Here is a 23,151-nt window from a genome sequence, read left to right as displayed (position 1 = left end):
GCCATGAAAGTCCCAGCAGAGATTCGGCAACAGACAGCACCTAGAGGGAAACTAAGTGCACGTAATAGAAAAAAAGCAATATGGGCATATGTTTTCTTAATGCCACAGATTATTGTTTTTTTTGGTTTATCGGCTTATCCCATTATCATGAGCTATGTCTATTCTTTTTATGATTGGTCAGGAATAGGACCTCTAAACCGGTTCATTGGATTAGATAACTATAGGCAGCTGTTAACATCTGATCGATTCTGGCAGTCTTTTATCAATTCAATCTATTATGTAGCAGGAACGACCGTCATTAGCGTAGGATTCGCATTAATTCTCGCTATCATCTTAAACGATCAGAAATTAAGAGGGAAAACGCTATATCGGACAATTTACTTTCTTCCAGTTGTTACGACAACCGCAGTTATCGGTATTGTCATGAATAATATCTTTGGACTAAACGGATTGTTTAATGATTTGATGACTACGTTTGGCATCTTAAGTCAGCCTGTGTCCTGGTTAACAGACGGAGTTTTGGCGATGATTTTACTCATAGTGATAGGGTCGTGGAAGGGCCTTGGTATTAACATGGTTTATTGGTTAGCGGGCTTACAATCCATTCCTAATGATTTGTATGAATCAGCTCAATTGGATGGAGCGGGTTTTTGGAGGACTTTGTTCCATATTACGCTTCCACTTCTCAAGCCCATTTTGTCAGTGATCCTCCTTCTTTCCATCGTTGGTGGGATCAACGCGTTTGATTTAGTCAAAACGTTGACGAATGGGGGTCCTTACTATCAGACTGAAACACTTGATTTGTTTATTTATAACTATGCGTTCTCCTCGGAGTTCTCAGGTGGACAAACAAGGATGGGATATGCGTCTGCTGCAGGGGTCTTGCTAGGGTTATTTACATTTGTCATCAGCATTTTGTTTAGTATCGGCGCATTCTCTAAAGAAATTAGACAGTTTCGTTTAAATCGAAAGAAAGCGAGGATTGGAAAATGATACGAAGTAAATTTGCTCGAATAAGCATCCATACTTGTCTTCTTATCTTCGGCTTCATATGGATATATCCATTTATATGGATGATCCTCTCTTCGTTCAAAACGAATACTGAATTTCTAACAGGAGGACCAAACCCAATTCCTGCAGAGTTTCAATGGGATAATTATATTCGAGCCTGGACGAGCGCAAACTTCTCAAGTTATTTTGTGAACACGGTTATATTCACGCTGGCGACAGTGTTCATCGTTCTAGTTTTAAGTGCGTTAACAGGATATGTGCTTGGTCGAATTCAATTTCCTGGCCGAAAAGTCATTTTGTTAATGGTTGTGGCCATCATGTTTATTCCAAAAGGCTACACCATTATTCCGTTATTTAAGATTGTGAGTGCATTAGGGTTGTCTGATTCAATACTCGGTGTGATTGTCGCAGAGTCGTCTGGTGCCCATGTTTTGTTTATCCTCCTCTTTGCCTCCTTCTTTGCGAAAATCCCTAAGGAGCTTGAGGAAGCTGCCGAGATTGATGGAGCAGGATTTTTACGGACCTTTACCCAAATTATGTTGCCTTTAAGTGCTCCTATTGTGGCAACGGCTGGGATCATGCAGTTTATCTGGACATGGAGCTCCTTCCTGATCCCGCTTATCTTCACTGCGAATCGACCTGAGCTACGGACATTAGCCGTGGGGATGGAAAACTTCGTTGGAACATATACGTCAGATTACGTAGGGATGACAGCTGCTGCTACAATCTCTTTAGTGCCTGTTATGGTGATGTTCCTACTGATGCAACGATTCTTTATAGAAGGAGTAGCTGGAGCGGTTAAGTCATAGGCCTCGATAAAGATTTTGGACCACAACATAAAACCGTTTAGACATTGGCGAATGATTCGATTGTTGAATCATTCGCTATTCGTGTTTCCATAAGCGATTTAATGTTTCGTCTCTGCTTCTATTTTTATTACTAACATGAGGACATTGTTTCCAATTGTCATGTTATCTTCCTTTTTTCATTCTTTTGTATTATGATAATAGAATTACATTTACTATTAGAAAGTATGATCCATTAAAAATAACTAGATCAAGAGAGAAGGGTTATGGTTGGAACGAAAGACTCGCACGAAGAGAAAGAAGAAAAAATGGCTGAAAGTCACGGCTCTGCTTACGACGTTAGTTGTATTGCTTGTTTGTTCGGGAGCAGGTTATCTATATGTAAAAGCAAATCAAGCAGCATCAAAATCCTATTCTGAACTAGAACGTGGAGATAAGTCTGAGCTCCGTACACAACCCGTAGACATTGGAAAGGATAACTTTTCTGTGTTACTGATGGGTGACGATGCAAGACCAGGTGAAGAGCATGCACGCTCTGACGCTATGCTTGTCGCTACATTTAACAAAGAGAAAAAGACAATTATTCTTACTAGTATTCCACGAGATTCCTATGTAGACATTGTAGGAAAAGGAAAAATGGATAAGATTACTCATGCCAATGCATTTGGTGGAGTAGATATGGCTGTTGATACAGTGGAGCAGCTCCTTCAAATTCCAATTGATCATTATGCCGTCGCTAAGTTTGATGGATTAAAAGATATTGTTGATGCATTAGGTGGAATTGATGTGGATGTGGCATTTACTTTTGATTTTACTGAAAAAGGAAAAACCCTTCATTTTACGGAAGGTCCATCTCATCTTAATGGGGAAGAGGCGCTTGCGTATTCAAGAGAACGAAAAAATCCAAAAGCGGGCGGAGATTTTGGTAGAGGACAGCGACAGCAGCAGGTTCTAGAAGGTATGATTAATGAGGCGGCATCGCTTAGTAGTATACAAAACTATGATAAACTATTTGATAGTCTGGGTGGTAATCTACGAACAGATTTGACGTTTGCGAATCTACTATCTTTACACGGCTATGCAACCTCACTAGTTGATATGGAAACTGTCCAATTAGAGGGTACGCCTTTCCGCGGAAACGACGGAATTAGTTATGTACGAGTTAATGAAGATTCCTTACAAACCATCCGAGCGAAGTTAAAAGAGCACTTAGATCTTCAATAAGGATGTGGGGGATTATTGTCATGAGTGATTTATATCAAATGCCTAGCTCTGCTTCACTTGATGATATAGATAAGTTAATTATCTCAATGCTGCATGAGAACTCCAGAGTTTCGTATACAGATATTGGTAAAAGAGTAGGCTTATCACGAGTTGCTGTGCAAATGCGCATTCAAAACCTGGTCGAACAAGAAGTCATTGAACAGTTTACCGTTGTTGTGAACCCAGCAAAAATGGGGATTCACGTTTCAGCATTTTTTAACGTAGAGGTTGAACCGCAGTTTTTAGATGAAGTGGCCCAAAAGCTAGAAAATGAAAATGCTGTATCCAGCTTATACTTGATGTCCGGACCTAGTAAGCTGCATATGCATGGAATTTTCTCTACTCAACAGGAGATGGAGCAATTTTTGATTCATACCATCTACCCATTAAAGGGTGTTGTCAGTGTTGATTGTCAAATGCTCTTAAAGCGTTACAAGAGTCGGATGGGGATGAAACTGTGAGCTTTGTGGATAAATGATGAGGGAAGAACAAAAAAAGAGTTGTCCACATGTGGGCAACTCTTTTCGTCCGTCAAATAATGAACAAGGAAAAGATAAGGCCAAATGATTCTGCAATCAAATCATTTGGCCTCAGTGTATTTATCTAACTAACGAAGGGTCTCTTACGTCGCAAAGCTTGCGTTTCCGCCGTAATCATCATGCATTTCCCCAACAATTTCAGTTAGGATGTCCTCCATGGTAACAAGTCCAATGATTGAACCGTGTTTGTCTTTGACAGCTGCCATGTGAGTCCGGGTTTGCTTCATTTTTAAAAAGACGTCTTGAATGAACATGGACTCTCGCACTTGTGGGATATGGTGCAAAAATTGCTCAATCCCACCATTTCGTCCTGCGGCTATACTTGTTAGCATTTCCTTTGTATTCAAAAATCCAATCAGCTTTTGATTTTTAATTACAGGATATCGAGTGTACTCATACTGATTTAATACCTCTAAAATTTCATCAAGGTTCATTTCAGCTTTAAGCATGATTACTTGATCTTTTGTAACCATGATTTCATGTAATGTTCGTCCTTCAAATGAAAAGAAATTCTCAAGATAGGCAAGCTCTGTTTTGTTAATTTCTCCACCCTTATAGCTTTCCGACACGATGAGCTTTAATTCTTCCTCTGAATACACCGTTTCATGACCAGCGGGTTTAACCCCAAACCAACCAAGAATTGTTTGAGCTGAACCGTTTAAGATTCGGATGAATGGGCCCATAATGACGCCAAACCAATAAAGGGGAGGCGCCAGAAGCAACGTCATTTTCTCGGGAAATTGAATAGCTAACGTCTTTGGAGCGAGTTCTCCAATAACAACATGAAGAAAGGTTACAATCGCTAGGGCAATTGCATAAGAGAGTGCTGTTGCCAGAGCAGCGGGAACGCTGTACGCTTCAAAAAGCGGTTGTAACATTCGTTGTACAGTCGGTTCACCTAAGGCTCCAAGAATTAACGCTGTAATCGTAATACCCAACTGACAAGCTGATAAATAGTAATCAAGCTCGTGTGCAACTTTTTTCGCTAAAACAGCCTTCTTGTTTCCTTCAGAAATCAGCTGATCAATTCGAGACATACGTACTTTAAGGATTGCAAATTCTCCACCTACAAAGACAGCAGTCAATAATATGAATACAGCTACAAGAAATAAATTTACGTAAATGAGTGAGTCCAATTATTCCCTCTAATAAAAGAGGGATTCACCTCCATGGTTGTTGTGTGCTTTTAGACTTGTTCTAATTGAGTGTTGTCCATGCGTTGCTTAAACTTCACTTTTTTAATTTGATGATTATCCACTTCAAAAATGGACCAAAGATGTTCTTGAAGCTTAACCTGAGTTTCTTGATGAGAATTAACAATTGCTTGAGTTTTATATTGAATCCATCCGCCGATTGTGTCGATATTGTCGCGTTCGTCAAATTGTAAACCGAACTGTTCTTCCAAATCATCAAGCAACACACGACCATTAATCACGTATTCGTCCGAACTGACTTTTTCAATATCTGCTTCTTCGTATTCATCAAACTCATCACGAATCTCACCGACTAATTCTTCAATCACTTCTTCCATCGTGACAATTCCTGAGGTTCCACCGTATTCATCCATGATGACAGCCATATGAACCTTCTCCTGCTGCATCTTTAACATAACATCCTGAATGCTTGTTGCTTCTAGAATAAACGGGAGATCACGCATGTATGCTGCGATATCAAGGTCTTTACCAGCAACAATGGCTTGTAGCATTTTCTTAGCATTTACGACACCGATAATCTTATCTTTGTCGCCACCTTCAATGACAGGATATCTAGTAAAGTTGTACTCATCTAGCACAGCAACCAGTTCTTCCTTTGACATATCCTGATGGATCGCTACAAACTCTGTTCGTGGCACCATGATGTCTTTAGCCAAACGCTCATCAAATGAAAAGACATTCTCCATGTACTGAAGCTCTTCCTTGTCGATCTCTCCGCCCTGATAGCTTTGCGTCATGATAATCTTAAGTTCTTCCTCTGTATACGTCTGTTCATGACCAGCAGGCTTTACACCAAATACTCTTAACAATACGCGTGAAGCACCGTTTAACGTTAAGATAAATGGAAACATAATCTTTCCGAACCAATACAAAGGCGAAGCAAGAAGTAACGTCATCTTTTCAGAAAACTGGATCGCCAATGTTTTTGGAGCCATTTCTCCAACAACCACATGAAGGTACGTGACGAGCATAAAGGCGATTGCATAAGAGATCACTGATGTCATGGAATCTGGAACATTTAAGAAATTAAACACGGGGTACATAATACTGCTTACTGCTGGCTTTCCAAGAGCACCAAGCCCTAGAGCCGTTACTGTAATACCTAACTGACAAGCTGATAAGTAATAGTCTAGATTTTCGGTTACTTTTTTGGCTATAACGGCTTTTTTGTTCCCTTCTGCAATTAACTGTTCAATTCGCGAACCACGAATCTTAACAACAGCGAATTCAGATGCAACAAAGAAAGCGGTTAGTGCTAGTAAAATGACAAGTAGAACAAGATTAACTATTGTAATTAAATCCAATTATTTCCCTCAGATGAGGGATTCACCTCCAACAGAATGAAAAACTCTTACCGACCAATGATCCATACAAGTTCATATGAGTCTATCTTTTTGTCAGGGAGATAAGTTTAGTTACAATAGCAGGATTCTGCTCTTAAGCCATCCTCTTACTTATTAGTTTGTTACCTATAGATTAGAAGAAGGGATGAACAGAAAGACTGCTATTGTATGTTCTCATATGAACAACAACTGTGCAGCTTACTTCTTCCAAGTAACGAGTATGCAATATCGCCTTCCCAATGTACGTTCCTCCAATCTTTCATTAAAATAGTTTGTTTACACTAAGCAGAATGGAACAAAAATGAAATGGTTTTCATTCCTGCCACAATAGTGTTGAGAAGAGTATACGGATTTTTTCGAGTCAAAAATAGTAGTTACATAACTTTTACATAAAAAATTTACAATCCCGTAATATAACGTTATTCAATTTGTCATGAATGGATTATGAATCTACCCAAATGAGGTGAAAAATGGTGGAATATAACAGTAAATTACTCGCGAACCCACGAACATAGCAACAAATCCGCTACAGGAGAATCCCTCCCACCCGCGGGTACGGCCTCAGCCCCTTTTGCGGGTATCGCCGCTACAGTGTCTTCACCACGCACTTTTCCGTAGGAGTGTCGGGTTCTCCCTTCGCTTGTTCAAATAAAATCGCGAAAGGCGAATGATCCTGCAATCGAATCATTCGCCTTTTCAAATTGATTTTTAGTTATGTCCCAAGCTTTTTTCTTTTTGAGTTCTATTCTGAAATCTTTTTTCTTTTTATGAAAGTGACCATGAAAAGTAGGAGACTCGCGGCAAGCAATGAAGCCCCAAGTATTGTCCAACTACCTGTATTGGTTGCTGTTTCTGGAAGTGCTCCGCCCTCTGTAGCATGTGCTTCGGAAGACGACATCTTGTTTTTAAAATCCGACTTGCGAATCATTCCATGAATTCCTTTTGTCTGATCCACTACTTGTGAAACCTCATAATCGGTAGCTGCGCTTAAATAGGCATACGCCTTGGCACGATCCATTCCAAGCTCCGTCTCCAGAAAATCAATCGATCTTCTTGTGGCATCCTTCATTGCTTCGTTTAAGTCAGGGTCCAGACCAATCGGAATCCAGAATTCATCTGTTTCACCGAATGGATGAGTAAACGTTGTACCATCTCCAGGAATGGCTTCATCACCATTTTTTAATACAGTTAAACGAAAGGTGGTGCGAAGAGAGGCTTCAAGTGCGGTTAAGGCTACTTCTCCGTCTCCTTGAGCGAAATGCGGATCACCTGTATAAAAGAGAGCGCCAGCTACCTCAACAGGAAGATAGAGTGTAGACCCTTGTGTTAAATCATTAATATCGATATTTCCGCCCGTGTGAGTGGGTGGAACTGAATGGACCAATTCGTCGGTATCCTTCGCAACACCCATCATCCCCATAAACGGATCAATTGGAAACTGTACTTCCTCGCCTAAGATCTGTCCAAACCACTGGCCATCTATGTATTCAATAGGTGTAAATAAAGAAACATTGCCATAGAGCTCTGGGTTTTCTGCGCTGGCTCCTTCTTTAGGGCCATCGTTTTCAGGGAACTCACCTGGTAGTGTTCCTTTATAATGACGGTTCGAAATCACTCCATAAGGGACACGGGGCGTTAAGGATAAGATGTCTACCTTTAAGACGTCTCCCGGTTCAGCTCCTTTTACAGCAATTGGTCCGGTGACGATATGTGGTCCGTGGTCGTCGAAATCATGGTCAATATCCGATTCGGCAATCTCAACAGCCTCATCCAACACATGATTCTCGTCTACTCCGTTTTCTCCAAAGAACTGGAGGGGATCTCTCCCTTGATCTTCAAGTAATCCTTCATGCGATACCGTATCAATTGTAACGGTTTCCCCAGACTCAATCTCCATGACAGCACTTGACTGTTTGTTTGGCAGATGCCCCCACGTAATGGTATCAAGTGAAGAAGACAAAAAGTAATCGCCATTCATCTTGTACGGGTTGTCTTTATTAAGCGGGAACGGGATGGATTCGGCTTGCGCACTCAAAGGGTAAGAAAGAAGAACAGTTAATGCACCTAAAAATGATAACGTCTTTTTATTCATGCTGATCACTCCAATCGTTGATCGTTACACGTTAGCATCAATAGACGAAATAGATGTTGGGAAACAGAGATTATCTGACAAACTTTTAAGGTGTATCTACGAAATTCTTAGAGACACAACAAAAAAAGCCAGGAAAGACCTGGCGAAAATGCATCTTATATAAACGTATTCGTAAGAGTGCCGATTTTTTCGATACTGACAGAAACCGTGTCTCCAGTCTTAAGGTACACACGTTTTTCTTTTGGAAGACCTAGAACAACCCCTTCAGGAGTCCCCGTTAATATTAGATCTCCAGGTTTTAACGTGAAGTGGCGGGAGATGTAGCTTATGATTTCCTTACAAGAGAAGATCATATCTGAGGTATGTGAATGCTGACGTTGTTCCCCGTTGACTCTCGTTTCAAGTGTTAAATCTTGAGGATCATCAATCTCATCAGCTGTTACAAGAAACGGACCTACAGGATTAAAGCCATCACACGTTTTGCCTAAAAGCCATTGAGGTGTTTTCATTTGCAGATCTCGAGCAGACAGATCATTCGCAATCGTATAGCCAAATACATAATTCAAGGCATCATCCTCTGTCACGTTCTTTGCCGTTTTTCCAATAACAATGGCAAGCTCTACCTCATAATCGAGTTCCTTTGTCACCTTTGGAATGGTGATGGACTGTTTGTGACCGGCGAGCGTATTATTAAACTTATTAAAGAGAATTGGGACATCTGGATACGGCGAACCTGTTTCATCTGCATGCCTCCGATAATTTAAGCCGACACAAACGATCTTTTCTGGGCTCGTTACCACTGGAGCATAGGAGATCTGTTCTTCATTTACTTGAAAAGGCGTAATGTCATTGATTGATTTCAAGTATTCATCTACCCTTGTAACATTATTCTCCTTAATACATTCTTCTATAGACCGAGGAATGCCCTCTTTCGGAAAAGCGTGTAGTGCACGGGTGAGATCAATTTGTTTTCCTTGATAGGAAACAGCTAGTCTTTGCTCATTCTCTATAATGACGGTACTAACGATCAAAAAAAACACTCCTTACTTATTTAAGGTGGCGATATACCTTCTATTCCAATCCTCTTCATGGTAGCATAAAGATTCATTAGCATGAAAGCGTTTTACTTTTATGGCTGATTAGAAGTTCGTTTCGATACTCAGGTGAAAGTTCAGGAGGAGACGTCTTATATGACTAGGCATAGACTATGGTACGAACAACCCGCAAAGAATTGGAATGAAGCACTACCCGTTGGAAACGGAATAGTAGGTGGTATGGTTCTAGGAGAGATCACAGAAGAGAGGATCTTTCTCAATGAAGATTCTGTTTGGTATGGAGGAAAACGAAACCGCAACAATCCTGATGCCCTAGAAAATCTGCCTAAGGTTCGAGAACTTTTATTTGATGGAAGATTAAGGGAAGCTGAGGAGCTTACAGACTTAGCATTAACAGGTGTTCCTTTTAGGCAAAGACATTACGAACCGTTGGGTGATTTGCTTCTGCAATTTTCGCATAAGGGATCAAATATTCATAACTATAAACGAGAGCTTGATCTAAGAAGAGGAGCGGCTATTACAACCTATGACTGTCATGACATCTCTTATAAAAGAGAACTCATAGCAAGTCACCCTGACCAGTCTTTGATTATGAGACTTACAGCTTCTAAGCCAAACTCCATTTCAGTAAAAGCGATGCTGGACCGTATGGACGCAACAAGCGTAGACGAATCAACTGCAACAACTGAAGATTCAATTAGTATGTCAGGTGTAACCGGTGGGAAAGACGGAATTTCCTTCTATACGAAGGTAAAAGCTATTCCAGAAGGCGGCCGTGTGTACACGATTGGAAATCGATTAATTGCTGAAAAGGTTGATTCACTGACGTTTGTTCTAGTCGCAGCAACAACCTTCAGGCATGAACAGCCGGAGCAATGGTGTGAGAATCTACTAAATCGATTGTCTCAAAAGACATACGAGCAGCTTTTGGATAACCACCTGAAAGACTATCAAACACTGTATAAAAAAATGGAGCTTGAATTAGATGATGACCTAACCCTGACACATATACCGACTGATCAAAGGCTTCATCGTGTACAAAAGGGAGGGCAGGATCTTGGGTTAATGAATCTTTATTTTCATTATGGTAGATACTTGCTCATGTCTTCGAGTCGGCCTGGCTCGTTACCAGCAAATCTTCAAGGAATCTGGAATGCAGAGATGCTGCCACCATGGGATAGTAAATTCACAATAAATATAAATACTCAAATGAACTATTGGCCTGCAGAGACATGTAATCTATCAGACTGTCACCTGCCACTGTTTGATTTAATTGAACGTATGAGAGAGACGGGCAGAGAAACCGCTCAATCCATGTACGGATGCAGAGGCTTTGTTGCTCACCATAATACAGATATCTGGGCTGATACAGCTCCTCAGGACTTGTACATGCCAGCAACAAACTGGACGCTAGGAGCAGCGTGGCTTTGTTTGCATCTGTGGGAGCATTACTCGTTCACAGGGGACATGGAGTTTCTTGAAAAAACGTATGAAACATTGAAGGAGTCTGCGCTGTTTTTTGTTGATTTTCTAGTCGAGGACAAGGATGGAAGGTTCGTTACGGCACCTTCCGTTTCACCAGAGAATCGATATCTTCTTCCGAACGGGGAGTCAGGCACTCTTTGTATCGGTCCTGCCATGGATCATCAAATTTTACACGCACTTTTCTCCCATTGTATTCGTGCAACAGAAATTCTGGACATGGATCATGAATTTGCCGAGGAACTACGTAGCATTCAAAGTCACTTACCTGAAACAACGATTGGTCAAAATGGTCAAGTTCAAGAATGGCTTGAGGATTACGCGGAGGCAGAACCAGGTCATCGGCATATCTCTCATTTGTTTGCCTTACATCCTGGTAGTGAAATCACTCCACAGCAAACACCAGAGCTTGCAGATGCAGCCATTAAAACACTTGAGGGCAGGTTAAAGCATGGGGGCGGGCATACAGGATGGAGCAGAGCATGGATCATTAATATGTGGGCTCGTCTCGGTCAATCGGAGCGTGCGTACGAACATTTTCTCGCTTTGTTAACACAGTCTACCTTGCCTAATTTATTTGATAACCACCCTCCATTTCAGATTGATGGCAATTTTGGTGGAACAGCGGCAGTAGCGGAGATGCTCCTTCAAAGCCATAACGAAGAGATTCACTTATTTCCAGCACTACCTTCTGAATGGTCTAAGGGATCGGTTAGAGGAATCAAGGCAAGAGGAGGATTTGAACTTAGCTTGCAGTGGGAACATGGTCAGTTTAAACAAGGGGACATTCAAAGTATTCTGGGTGGTCAGTGTGTGATACGAAGCACCACACCTCTACTCGTTACGTTGGGTGGTAAACAAGTTGAAACGACTCAAGCTGGAGAAGAGTTGTATCAGTTTGAATCGGTGAAAGGTGAAACCTACCAATTGAGTAAGGCATAGCGTTGGTCTGAGGAGGGCTGTTGCGTCTTGTTAAGTAGAGCAGGGAGCTTGGTAAGATGGAGAATGTTCTTAGTGTGGTGGGAATCGATCTTAGTATCGGATAGTTGAGCTTGTTAATAGGTGCAATTACCTTTGTGTCGAGCCTTGCTTCTTAGTAAAGGTTCCTCTGAGCTTAATAAAATCTACACTCCTCTTGGTAATGCTCCGCTCAGCTTGGTAAAACGGTTAAACTTCTTATATGATGCGGGATTTTTCTTGGAGAAGCCCAAATTGGAAGTGAAAAAAGATCTCCATTTTTCTCAGGTAATGGAGATCTTTCTTTTCATCAGCTTACCTTTTTTCTTCAATCATCTTAAGAACACGAGCGGGATTCCCACCAACAACGGCGCGCTCTGGTACGTCTTTAGTTACAACAGCTCCAGAGGCAATCACGGCGTCGTCGCCGATGTGTACACCTGGATTAATGATGGCTCTTCCGCCAATCCACACGTTATTGCCAATGGTCACAGGCTTTCCGTACTCTAAACCACTTGCCCGCTCGATTGGATCAAGCGGATGAGTGGCTGTATAGATATGAACTCCGGGCGCAAGCATGCAGTTATCTCCTATGGTAATGGGGCAGACATCTAAGAATACACAATCAAAGTTAGCAAAGAAATTCTCTCCTACATGAATGTTGGATCCATAGTCACATTGAACATTTCCTTCTATATGAATCTTTTGGCCGGTGCTTCCAAACAGTGTTTTTAAAAGAGTCATTCGCACAGTTTGATCGGTTTCGGCGTTAAATTGACGTGTGAGTCCTCGGGCACGGTGGTGCTCCTGTTGAAGTAGGGCATCAGAGGGGTCGTACATATCTCCAGCAAGCATTTTTTCTTTTTGCGTTTTCATGTTGAACTCCTTATCATATGTTCTTCTATACGCTACACTAGCATTATGAGAGTACATAAGCTAGTAAGCTTGCGAATAAACTAAGATTGTGTGCTATTCTTGGGCGGGAGATTGTAAATCAGATTCGTATATGGGTTAGAGAGCAGAAGAGAGAAGGGGTAACCTTGGAACAACAAATAGTAGGGAAGAAGCGACTTGGTCTTGCGTTTCTTCTAGGAATGTTAGCAGCATTTGGACCACTTACCATCGATATGTATTTGCCGAGTTTTCCTGATATTACAGTGGGATTAAACACAACGGCTTCATTGGTGCAATTAAGTTTAACTGCGTGTTTGTTAGGATTGGCTGTCGGACAATTAGTTGTTGGGCCGTTAAGTGATGCGAAAGGGCGTAAGAAACCGTTAGTTTTATTTATTATTTTATATGTGCTCGCATCATTAGCCTGTGCATTTGCTCCGAATATTACCTTTTTAATTATTGGACGATTTCTCCAGGGCTTTACGGCAGCTGCGGGTATTGTTATCTCACGTGCGGTTGTCCGTGACTTGTTTAGTGGACGTGAGCTAACCAAATTTTTCTCGCTTCTTATGTTAATAAATGGGTTGTTTCCAATCATGGCGCCTGTTTTTGGAGCCGGTGTATTACTTGTTCCTGGTGCAACGTGGAATTGGGTATTCATCGTGTTGGGTATACTTGGGTTGATTATTGTTACAACTGTTTCATTTAAATTGAAGGAAACATTACCGGTGGAAAAGCGAGTACCAAGCTCGATCGGAGCAACCTTGAGAACGTTCTCTCATTTAATTAAGGACCGATTGTTCATGGGACTGGCGCTCACTCAAGGATTAATGACAGGTGGTATTTTCGCCTATGTATCAGGAACGCCTTTTGTGTATCAATCCATCTATAACGTCAGTCCACAAATGTTTAGTGTGTTATTTGGGGTGAATGGACTCGGTATTATTTTAGGTACTCATTTAGTTGGTCGTTATGCGGGTATTGTACCAGAGAGGGTCTTCTTAAAAGTAGGATTGATGATTGCTGTTGTTGCTGGTGCATTCTTATTTGTTATGACATTGCTTCAAGGTCCGCTTCTTTCCATAGTGATTCCCATATTCTTTTTTGTATCTATGATCGGAATGGTGGGGACAACATCCTTTTCACTTGCCATGGAAACGAAGGGCGAACAAGCAGGGAGCGCCTCTGCGTTACTTGGTTTGCTGCCATTCGCCATTGGCGCAACAACTGCTCCACTTGTTGGGATTGCCGGTGAAGAAACAGCTGTTCCTATGGGCTTTATCATCTTCATAATGAGCGCAGGTGCCTTCCTGTCGTTTACGTTTTTAGCCAAAGGTGGCCGTGTGAGAGAAGAGCAAGCATGAAGTAGGAGGTGGTTCGTTAGATGAACACCATGATCTTCATTGTTTCTATTATCGTTTTCTTTGTCTTGCTTTTTATAGTAATAGAGAAAGCAGTGCAAAGGGGCATTGATTCATCAGAAGTTGGCCGAACTATTCAAAGGGAGTTAGACGATAAGGCCAAGAAAGACAAAAGGTAAACAAAGCTGAGCGAATGATTAATTCGCTCAGCTTCTTTGATTTATTTACTATTTACTTCTCTACTTTTCAACGTGAAGAACGTAATGACAAAGCCGATCGTTAATGTAAGTAAAACGCCTATAATCGCATACCAGAAGTAAGGGCCTACATAAGCAACCAGACTTACAATACTGGATAAGATGTATCCATAAATACGAACACCGAGTATGGCAAAGAAAGTTGCCCCAATAATACTTGCCACCGTACAAGCAATAAACGCTTTACGATATTTAATTAGGACTCCAAATAAAGCAGGTTCCGTAATTCCAAGTAATGCTGAGATACCGGCTGATAAAATGACCGACTTTTCTTTTTTGCCTTTGGCTTTAAAGAAAACAGCGAAGGTTGCTCCTGCTATAGCCATGTTGGTCATAAAGAACATGGGCATGAGCATATCAAATCCATTATCAGCAAAGTTTTGTAATGCAATCGGTGTCATTGCGTGGTGCATTCCAAACACGATAGCAATGGGGCGAATTCCCCCTACCACACTTCCTGCAAGAATGGGTGAAAGGTTAAACAGCATCTCAATAAATGAGGCAAGTAAACTTCCCACATAAGCTCCTAGTGGCCCCGTGGCAATTAAAGCAAATGGAATAGCAATAAACAAGGTCAATGTTGGTGTGAATACGGTTCTTAATACACTAGGCATAAACCTGTCGACATATTTTTGAATATAGCTTAATGCCCATACAGATAGAATAATTGGTATCACGGTTGCACTGTAATTAATTACTGGTACAGGAAGTCCGATAAAAGTGAACTGGCTGATTTCTCCCAATTTTGCGGCATCCAGTAAAGAAGGATACATAAAACCACCCGCCACAGCCAAAGCAAGATATTGATTGGTTTTAAAAATATTTGCAGCAGAAGCCGCTAGGAAAAATGGTAAAAAGTAAAAGACCGCGCTTGCTACTAAATCAAGAATAATGACCGCATCACTCTCTGCATTTAATACCTCAAGAGCAATGAGTCCAGCTAAAATTCCTTTTATCATACCAGCTCCAGCAATGGCCGGAACAATTGGTCCGAAAACCCCTGATACTACATCAAGAAGGGCACCGAAAAATCCTTTTTTCTTGGAAGATGGTTGGCTTTCAACATTTTCTTCTATTTTAAGCTCGTTTATTAATGCTTCATGAACTTTTTGTACATGTGTACCTATAACGATTTGATATTGATCATTTGTTAACTGATCACCCATTACACCATCAAGATCTTTAATGTCATCCCGCTTTATTTTTGAAAAATCATGCAAGTCAAAGCGAAGTCTTGTCATGCAGTGCCATACTTTCTTAATATTATGTTCTCCGCCTACATACTCAATAATATGTTTGACGTTTTTCGTATCACTCATAGTGCCAGCCTTCCTTCTATTCGATTAAGATGATCATCTTTACACGCTTATCGTAGCATACCGATCATTTATTGAAAACGGTTCAAAAAACACCAATTATCTCATGAAACGTTGATATTAAAGGGTTTTTAAATTTATGAGAGTGAATTGGTACGGTAAATAATGAAGAAAAGTACGTATTTTCTGACCAAATTGACCCGCAAAAATTGGTATGATTTAATCAACGTAATGGATAAAATGAATTATTATATTTAAATAGCATTGATTGAATAGCTATGTACTAGAAGTAAAAAGGGGTAAAGACAATGAAGCCTAATCTCATAACAAATGTAGAAGCATTTGTTACCAATCCACAGCGTCATAATCTGGTTGTTGTAAAAGTAGAAACAAGCGAAGGTGTGACAGGATATGGCTGTGCTACCTTCCAACAGAGGCCATTACCTGTACAGATGGTGGTTGAGGAGTACCTTAAACCCATTCTACTAAATCGGGATGCTCATGATATTGAGGATCTTTGGCAAATGATGATGGTCAACTCATATTGGAGAAATGGTCCGATACTTAATAACGCAATTTCTGGTGTGGACATGGCTCTTTGGGATATTAAAGCCAAGCTAGCAAACATGCCTCTCTATCAATTATTTGGAGGCAAATCAAAGAGTGCAATTGCCGCTTATGCTCACGCAGATGGATTAACAATAGAAGAACTCTTTACGAATGTGGATCATCTGATACAACGAGGGTTCAAGCATATTCGCTGTCAGTTGGGGTTATACGGTGGAAAAAATCATGATATGCATATGCCCACTACGAGAATGGATGGAGAATATTATGATCCAGATATCTATATCCAAGATGTCGTTCAGATGTTTAAAGCTCTTCGCGAAAAATACGGCTATGGTATTCATTTCTTACATGATGTCCATGAACGCCTTTCTCCCAATCAAGCCTTGCAGCTTGCTAAAGATTTGGAGCCGTATAAGCTCTTTTTCTTAGAGGACATTCTTCCACCAAACCAAAATGAGTGGTTAGCTCAGTTAAGAAGTCAGTCGACTACTCCAATTGCTACAGGGGAATTATTTAATAATCCTATGGAATGGAAGGATCTTATTATTAATAGAAGAATTGATTACATCCGTTGCCATGTTTCGCAAATTGGGGGGATTACTCCTGCATTAAAACTCGCTGCGTTATGTGATGCTTTTGGCGTGCAAATTGCTTGGCATGGTCCTTCTGATATGACACCAATTGGAGTGGCTGTAAACACACATCTAAATATTCATCTTCATAATGCTGCCATTCAAGAGGTTCAAGAACCTGGTGAAACCATTAAAGAAATGTTCAAGCATTCGGTTGAAGTAGAAAAGGGTTATATCTACCCTATAAATCGGCCTGGGATTGGTGTTGACTTTGACGAAGCACTAGCTAAGGAGCATCCAGTTAAATATCGAAAGCATGAATGGACTCAATCGAGATTACCTAACGGATCGATCCACACACCTTAATTATAAGAGCTTGTTCCAAAGTAGCCAAAAGAATGGTTTACTTTTAGGAGCGGCTCTTATTTGCTAAACTAAACTCAAATCAATGAGATAGCTGGTGGAGTGATATGACAAAAACCGAATTTGTATCAGATGACCTTCTTAGTAAGATCTATCAAAATAAGTATAGTCCCGGTGAAAAGCTTCCAACGGAAAGGGATCTTGCTACGCAATATCAGGTTTCGCGTTATACCATACGGCACGCAATCAAAAAGCTTCTCAATATAGGATGTGTACGTGTAGTCCAAGGCTCAGGTATCTTTGTAACAGATACTAAATACAAAAGTCCGCTTATTTATAATTCCTTAACTGAGAAGAAGTTTAATGAAATCGAATCTAAGATCATCCACTTAAAAAAAGTTCAAGCTACCCCGTTACTTGAAAAGACTTTTGATCTTAGACAACAGGAATTATGGGAGTATAAACGAATCCGTATAGTTGATTATCAAAAGGTTCAAATTGAAACATCTTTGTTGCCGTTTCAATTATTTCCAGACCTTACTGAAGAAATCTTAGCAAAATCTGTTCACCACTATGTTCAACAATGTGGATTTCACATCTCGCATTTTATTACAACATATAGTGCAGTCTCTATTACAAGGGATGAGGCCGCATTATTAAATTGCAAAAAAGGTATACCCGCAATGAAAATAATGAATCGCGGAATTTTGAATGATGGTCGCGTTTTTGAATACAGTGAGCTTGTAAACCTTGATTATACCGTTTCGTATTTTACTCCGTTTAACAGTCATCATCATCAGCAACGCTTAAATAAAGAGTAAGTAAGAATGCAAGACAAGCATAGCTAAGCGGATCCGCACGTCTCTCAGCCTTTTTATATAAGAAAAATTTGTCGAAAGAGATTGACATCGTTTTCATCGGGTTGTATAGTATGGGTACAACATTATATTAGGATTGTTACTGATTCGATCAGGCATTACCTATGTTAAGAACATACTAGAAGCTTAGGTGTTTTTAAGATGGGATTTTGTTGTGTGATGAGATATGGAGGACATATCATGAAATTCTCAAAAGCATTCAATAATAACGTAGCCTTGGTAAAGGATTCATCGGGAGTAGAATGGATTGTCATGGGCACAGGCGTAGGATACCAAAAGAATAAGGGAGATCTCATTCCTGAGGAAAACATACGCCGGAAATTTGTGGCTGAGCAATCGTCAACTCGCAAACCGCTGCTGCAGGTATTGGATGAGATTGATTCGGATGTCCTTGATGTTTCGGTAGAAATCATTAAGAATGCAGAAGCACAGCTGGGCGTTACATTTAGTAATAATATCTATCTTACCCTTGCAGATCATTTGAACTTCGCTGTTAAGCGTGCGAATGAGCGAATTGATTACGCAGATACAAACCGATGGGAAGTTAAGAATCTTTACCCTAAGGAATATGCAACAGCAAAGGATGCCATTAGACAAGTGTTTGATCGTTTAGATGTTCTGCTTCCTTTAAGTGAAGAGACGTTTATTACGTATCATTTTGTTAATGGACAACAAGCTAAGAAAACAAAGATCGAAGAAACGCTCAAGATGACAGAGGTCATTAATCGAATTATAGAGATTGTTCAATACCACTTTCAACTTAAGCTTGACGAAGACTCGCTTAATTATACGCGCTTCATCACTCATCTCCGGTACTTCTTTATCCGGCAATATAAGCAGGATCAGACGGAGCAAGAGGAAGTGGATATAACCTTATTGGAGCTTGTGAAAACCAAGTATGAGAAGGCATATCAAGCCGTTGAAAAAATTTCGAATTTGCTCGAGAAACGGTATGGATGGAGTTTATCTTCAAATGAACGACTTTATTTAACTCTTCATGTATGGAGAGTAACAAATCGACAAATAACTAAATAGCATCACGGCGGATTGTTACTGATTTGATCAGGCATTACCCAAATGGAACGAGCCACTGGCCGTCTGTTTGGGTATTTTTTATGGAAAAAAAGGAGGAATTACCATGGCAAAGTACAAAGAATTAGCTGAAAAGGTACTTGAGAACGTAGGCGGATCTGGAAACGTTGACCAAGCGTGGCACTGTATTACGCGCCTTCGCTTTAACCTACATGATAAAGAACAAGTGAAAATTGAAGACATTAAGAAACTTGATGGTGTACTTGGTGCACAGTTCTCAGGTGATCAATTCCAAGTGATTGTAGGGAACAAAGTATCAGATGTGTACGCTGAACTCGAGCCGATGGTTGGTTCTGATGGTTCAAGCGGTGGAGGAGAGAAGAAAGGCCAAAGACAAGGAATTGTTTCTGCAACAATGGACTTTATCTCTGGTGTATTTACACCAATCCTACCTGCACTTGCAGGAGCCGGTTTACTTAAAGGTTTCCTTGCCTTATTTGTCACAATTGGCTGGTTAAATAATGAAGGAGATACTTGGGCCATTCTAAATGCTATTGGCGACAGTGTATTTTACTTCCTACCGTTCTTCTTAGCTGTTTCAGCAGCTCGAAAAGTGCGTACAAACGAATATCTCGCATTAGTTCTTGCAGGTACAATGATGTACCCGACATTCATTGATGCAGCTAATGGTATTACTGATGTAACAAGCTTTTCAATTTTCGGTCTTAACTTTATTTCAATTCCGGTTTTGAATTATTCATCAAGTGTTATTCCAATTATTTTGGCAGTTATCCTATTGAAATACGTATATAACTTGATCAAAAAATTCATGCCTTCTGCTATCTCATTAATGTTCTCACCAATGATTACCTTCTTAATTGTTGTTCCGATTACACTTTGGATTATCGGACCACTTGGAACAAACATTGGAGCAGGTCTATCACAAGTATTTGTTTGGTTATTTGATGTTGCAGGTCCTGTCGCTGGATTATTACTTGGTGGATTCATGCCACTAATTATCATGACTGGAATGCACTATGCATTTGCACCAATTGCTATTCAAAATATCAACACAATTGGTAATGACTCGTTCTTACAGCCAATGATGTTCATTAGTAACTTAGCTCAGGCAGGTGCTGCTTTTGGAGTAGCTGTTCGTTCTAAAAACAAACCATTAAAGCAATTAGCATTATCTTCAGGTATCTCAGCAACAATCGGTATTACCGAGCCCGCGATGTACGGGGTTAACATGAAAGTGAAAAAACCATTTATCTATGCGATGATCTCAAGTGGGGTTCTAGGCGCATTTGCTGGATGGTACGGTTTTAAAGCATATGCACTTGGAGGTCTTGTAGGGGTCTTTGCTATTCCGGTCTTCGCTGATCCGAGTGGAGCAGTAACACCAATCGTTGTAGCCTTGATTTTGTTTGTTTTATCACTTGTTCTACCGTTTATCTTAACAATGATTCTTGGGTTTGAAGATATTCAAGAAGAAGGTCAAGCGACAGAAGCACCTAAACAAGAAGAAGAGAAAAAAGCACCAACAGCTAGCGGTACACAAACTCAAACTGACGTTCAATCTCCATTAAAAGGAGAACTTGTTCCACTAAAAGACGTTTCTGATCCAACATTTGCTCAAGAAATTATGGGTAAAGGTATGGCAATTGAGCCAGGTGAAGATCATATTGTTGCACCAGTATCTGGTACGGTTATGGTACTTCCTGATTCCCAGCATGCAATTGGAATTAAAGGGGACAATGGGGAAGAGATTTTGATTCACATCGGTATTGATACGGTTTCCCTTAAAGGTGAGCATTTTAATGGATTAGTTAAAGTGGATGACCGCATTGAAGTAGGGCAAAAGCTAATTGAATTTGATCGTGAAGCCATTAAAGCTAAAGGAATCCAAACGGTTACAATGATCATCGTGACAAACACACCAGATTATTTAGACGTATTAAGCATTAATGATTCTGGTCCAGTGTTTGAAGGCGAACAACTACTGACGTTAGTACGATAAAATGGTGGGGGCTCAAGTGTTTGAGTCCCCAACCAAAATAGAAAGAGAAAGGGACGTGGAGAAGATGACAAAAGCAATCGAAGGATTCAAACCAGATTTCCTATGGGGAGGAGCAACTGCTGCGAACCAAGTAGAGGGAGCGTTTGATGAGGATGGAAAAGGCCTGTCAACTGCTGATATGGTCCCGTTTGTTCCAAAATCAGAGCGCGGCATGAATATGAAGATGGATGTAACATCTGATTACATTGAAGGTGTGCTATCTGGAGAAATTAAGGATATCTATCCAAAACGTTTTGGGATTAATTTCTATCACACATACAAAGAAGACATTGCTCTATTTGCTGAGCTAGGCTTCAAAGTGTTCCGTCTATCGATCAACTGGTCCCGTATCTTCCCAAATGGTGACGATGCACAGCCAAATGAGGAAGGGCTACAGTTTTACGAAAATGTATTTAAAGAACTAAAAAAATACAACATTGAGCCACTTGTTACGCTTTCTCACTATGAGACGCCACTTGCCTTAACACGTAAGTACAATGGCTGGTATAGCCGTGAAGTCGTGGACTTCTACACAAACTATGCAAAAACAGTATTCACGCGTTATAAAGATTACGTGAAGTATTGGCTGACATTTAACGAAATCAATATCATCACGCACAGCCCTTACACAGGCGGCGGAATCTTAATTGACAAACTTCCTGAAAAAACAAGTGATCAAATTGCGTATCAAGCAGCGCACCACCAATTTGTAGCAAGTGCTCTTGCAACAAAATTGGCTCATGAAATCATTCCAGGTGCTCAAGTTGGTTGTATGCTAGCTCGCATGCAAACATACCCTGTGACAAATCATCCAGATGATATTTTAAAAGCACAGGAGCACAACGACTTGAACCTGTTCTTCACAGATGTTCATGCAAAAGGGGAGTACCCAGCGTACATGAACCGTTACTTTGCTGAGAACGACATCGTTGTTAAAAAAGAAGACGGAGATGACGAGATCTTAAAAAATCATCCTGTAGACTTCATTTCCTTTAGCTACTACATGTCTATCTCTGTTTCTGCACAGGGGAACCATGAAGAGACTGCTGGAAACCTTGTTGAGGGAGCGGTTAAAAACCAATACCTTGAGTCCTCTGACTGGGGCTGGCAGATTGATCCTAAAGGATTACGTGTGACACTACGCGATTTCCATAACCGTTACAACAAGCCACTTTTCGTTGTAGAAAACGGTCTTGGTGCCTACGATAAAGTAGAAGAAGATGGATCTGTTCACGATCCGTATCGTATTGATTACTTGCGTAAGCACATTGAGCAAATGAAAGAAGCGGTTAAAGATGGAGTAGACCTAATGGGTTACACAGCATGGGGTCCAATCGACCTTGTTAGCTTCTCTACATCAGAAATGTCCAAACGCTACGGGTTCATTTACGTAGATCAAGACGACGAAGGAAACGGAACACTTAAACGTTCTAAGAAGGACTCCTTTAATTGGTACAAAAATGTGATCGCAACAAATGGTGAAGAACTATAATTCAAAGAAAAGCTCGCACGGCCATGGGTCGGCGAGCTTTTTTGCTTGTGTGGGTGCCGCGGAGAAGGGAGATGAGAGGTACCAAGATGCGGAGACTGATATCATAGTAAGAAAAATGCGGTCAATACCATGCGCCTACACTCAATTATCAAGAAGCAGAGCCTATACCAAGAGGATAGGAAAATGTATCAAGAAAAACAGGTTTAATACCAAGCCCCCGCAGCACTTACAAGAAGAATCCCGATACCAAGAAAAAATCACGCTCGATCACGAAGAACACCACATTAACCAAGCGCGGCGCCCCTTTACCAACAACTCTCTCCTTTTTACCAAGAAAACTGAGGGGGTCAACCAAGAAGGAAGGTCCGATATCAAGAACCACTACTCCTTTGCCAAGACGCAGAGCTTGATACTAAGGCGAAAGGAATGCTTGCTAAGAAGAATAGAGCCTGAAACAAGACATTTCAACCACTAACCAAGAAGAATCCTGTTAGCAAGAGATATGCAGCCTATACTAATCACCATTCACGCTTTATCAGGAACCAGAACTCTTTTACCAAGACCCCTCCCCGCAAATCCGATATAATGGGAAGAA

The 23,151-nt window shown here is 40.7% G+C and carries 18 protein-coding genes; 12 read left to right on the top strand and 6 right to left on the bottom strand.

The annotated features are described in order from the left end of the window. Positions 1-3: 3 nt before the first annotated feature. The 4 genes from ACQKKO_RS04790 (at position 4) to chrS (ending at position 3,541) form a co-directional block, all read left to right on the top strand. Positions 4-993, top strand: coding sequence for a carbohydrate ABC transporter permease (locus ACQKKO_RS04790; RefSeq protein ID WP_498644844.1), 990 nt, complete (start codon positions 4-6; stop codon positions 991-993). Then, entirely contained in the window at positions 990-1,820 is an 831-nt protein-coding gene (locus ACQKKO_RS04785; protein WP_498644843.1) for a carbohydrate ABC transporter permease, read from the top strand. Before ACQKKO_RS04790 ends, ACQKKO_RS04785 begins: the two co-directional genes overlap by 4 nt. 267 nt (positions 1,821-2,087) lie before the next feature. Further along, positions 2,088-3,041 carry an LCP family glycopolymer transferase gene (locus ACQKKO_RS04780; RefSeq protein ID WP_498644841.1) on the top strand — a complete coding sequence of 318 codons (954 nt, stop codon included), beginning with the start codon at positions 2,088-2,090 and terminating at the stop codon, positions 3,039-3,041. A 20-nt stretch (positions 3,042-3,061) separates the two neighbouring features. Continuing rightward, the gene (gene chrS, locus ACQKKO_RS04775) at positions 3,062-3,541 is read left to right on the top strand and encodes a chromate efflux transcriptional regulator ChrS (RefSeq protein WP_498644839.1); all 480 of its coding nucleotides are present in this window, start codon (positions 3,062-3,064) and stop codon (positions 3,539-3,541) included. A 161-nt stretch (positions 3,542-3,702) separates the two neighbouring features. Here the strand turns inward: chrS and ACQKKO_RS04770 are convergent, their stop codons facing one another. The 4 genes from ACQKKO_RS04770 to ACQKKO_RS04755 all read right to left on the bottom strand — a co-directional run bounded on the left by ACQKKO_RS04770 (position 3,703) and on the right by ACQKKO_RS04755 (position 9,299). Beyond that, the gene (locus ACQKKO_RS04770; protein WP_498644837.1) at positions 3,703-4,755 is read right to left on the bottom strand and encodes a hemolysin family protein; all 1,053 of its coding nucleotides are present in this window, start codon (positions 4,753-4,755) and stop codon (positions 3,703-3,705) included. A gap of 50 nt (positions 4,756-4,805) precedes the next feature. Then, positions 4,806-6,137: a hemolysin family protein gene (locus tag ACQKKO_RS04765; RefSeq protein ID WP_498644835.1), complete on the bottom strand. Its 1,332-nt coding sequence runs from the start codon at positions 6,135-6,137 to the stop codon at positions 4,806-4,808. A 781-nt stretch (positions 6,138-6,918) separates the two neighbouring features. Continuing rightward, positions 6,919-8,268: an acetamidase/formamidase family protein gene (locus ACQKKO_RS04760; protein ID WP_498644833.1), complete on the bottom strand. Its 1,350-nt coding sequence runs from the start codon at positions 8,266-8,268 to the stop codon at positions 6,919-6,921. A gap of 155 nt (positions 8,269-8,423) precedes the next feature. Then, the gene (locus ACQKKO_RS04755) at positions 8,424-9,299 is read right to left on the bottom strand and encodes a fumarylacetoacetate hydrolase family protein (protein WP_498644831.1); all 876 of its coding nucleotides are present in this window, start codon (positions 9,297-9,299) and stop codon (positions 8,424-8,426) included. Between the two features lie 159 nt (positions 9,300-9,458). Between ACQKKO_RS04755 and ACQKKO_RS04750 the strand changes: the two genes are divergently transcribed. Further along, entirely contained in the window at positions 9,459-11,747 is a 2,289-nt protein-coding gene (locus tag ACQKKO_RS04750) for a glycosyl hydrolase family 95 catalytic domain-containing protein (RefSeq protein ID WP_498644830.1), read from the top strand. A 330-nt stretch (positions 11,748-12,077) separates the two neighbouring features. Here the strand turns inward: ACQKKO_RS04750 and ACQKKO_RS04745 are convergent, their stop codons facing one another. Continuing rightward, positions 12,078-12,638, bottom strand: coding sequence for a sugar O-acetyltransferase (locus tag ACQKKO_RS04745; protein ID WP_498644828.1), 561 nt, complete (start codon positions 12,636-12,638; stop codon positions 12,078-12,080). Positions 12,639-12,802: 164 nt separating this feature from the next. Here ACQKKO_RS04745 and ACQKKO_RS04740 point away from each other — a divergent pair, with 164 nt between their 5' ends. After that, entirely contained in the window at positions 12,803-14,020 is a 1,218-nt protein-coding gene (locus tag ACQKKO_RS04740) for a multidrug effflux MFS transporter (protein ID WP_498644826.1), read from the top strand. A gap of 20 nt (positions 14,021-14,040) precedes the next feature. Continuing rightward, a complete protein-coding gene (locus ACQKKO_RS04735) occupies positions 14,041-14,196 on the top strand; it encodes a hypothetical protein (RefSeq protein ID WP_498644824.1) in 156 nt (51 codons plus the stop codon). A 41-nt stretch (positions 14,197-14,237) separates the two neighbouring features. Here the strand turns inward: ACQKKO_RS04735 and ACQKKO_RS04730 are convergent, their stop codons facing one another. Further along, positions 14,238-15,593: a PTS transporter subunit EIIC gene (locus ACQKKO_RS04730; protein WP_498644822.1), complete on the bottom strand. Its 1,356-nt coding sequence runs from the start codon at positions 15,591-15,593 to the stop codon at positions 14,238-14,240. Between the two features lie 305 nt (positions 15,594-15,898). Here ACQKKO_RS04730 and ACQKKO_RS04725 point away from each other — a divergent pair, with 305 nt between their 5' ends. The 5 genes from ACQKKO_RS04725 (at position 15,899) to ACQKKO_RS04705 (ending at position 22,556) form a co-directional block, all read left to right on the top strand. Then, positions 15,899-17,098 (top strand): enolase C-terminal domain-like protein, encoded by a 1,200-nt coding sequence (locus ACQKKO_RS04725; RefSeq protein WP_498644820.1) that lies wholly within the window; start codon positions 15,899-15,901, stop codon positions 17,096-17,098. Between the two features lie 104 nt (positions 17,099-17,202). Beyond that, positions 17,203-17,916: a GntR family transcriptional regulator gene (locus ACQKKO_RS04720; RefSeq protein ID WP_498644818.1), complete on the top strand. Its 714-nt coding sequence runs from the start codon at positions 17,203-17,205 to the stop codon at positions 17,914-17,916. 237 nt (positions 17,917-18,153) lie between these two features. Then, positions 18,154-19,008: a PRD domain-containing protein gene (locus ACQKKO_RS04715; protein ID WP_498644816.1), complete on the top strand. Its 855-nt coding sequence runs from the start codon at positions 18,154-18,156 to the stop codon at positions 19,006-19,008. 103 nt (positions 19,009-19,111) lie between these two features. Continuing rightward, a complete protein-coding gene (locus tag ACQKKO_RS04710; protein WP_498644815.1) occupies positions 19,112-21,025 on the top strand; it encodes a beta-glucoside-specific PTS transporter subunit IIABC in 1,914 nt (637 codons plus the stop codon). Positions 21,026-21,089: 64 nt separating this feature from the next. After that, on the top strand, positions 21,090-22,556 hold the full coding sequence (locus ACQKKO_RS04705) for a glycoside hydrolase family 1 protein (RefSeq protein ID WP_498645186.1): 1,467 nt from the start codon (positions 21,090-21,092) through the stop codon (positions 22,554-22,556). Positions 22,557-23,151 lie beyond the last annotated feature (595 nt).

The sequence above is a fragment of the Alkalihalobacillus sp. NPDC127517 genome (genome assembly GCF_050276055.1).
Lineage (GTDB): Bacteria > Bacillota > Bacilli > Bacillales > Bacillaceae_D > Alkalicoccobacillus.
Note: the sequence above shows the minus strand (reverse complement) of the source record. Positions and strands in the feature narration are given on the sequence as shown.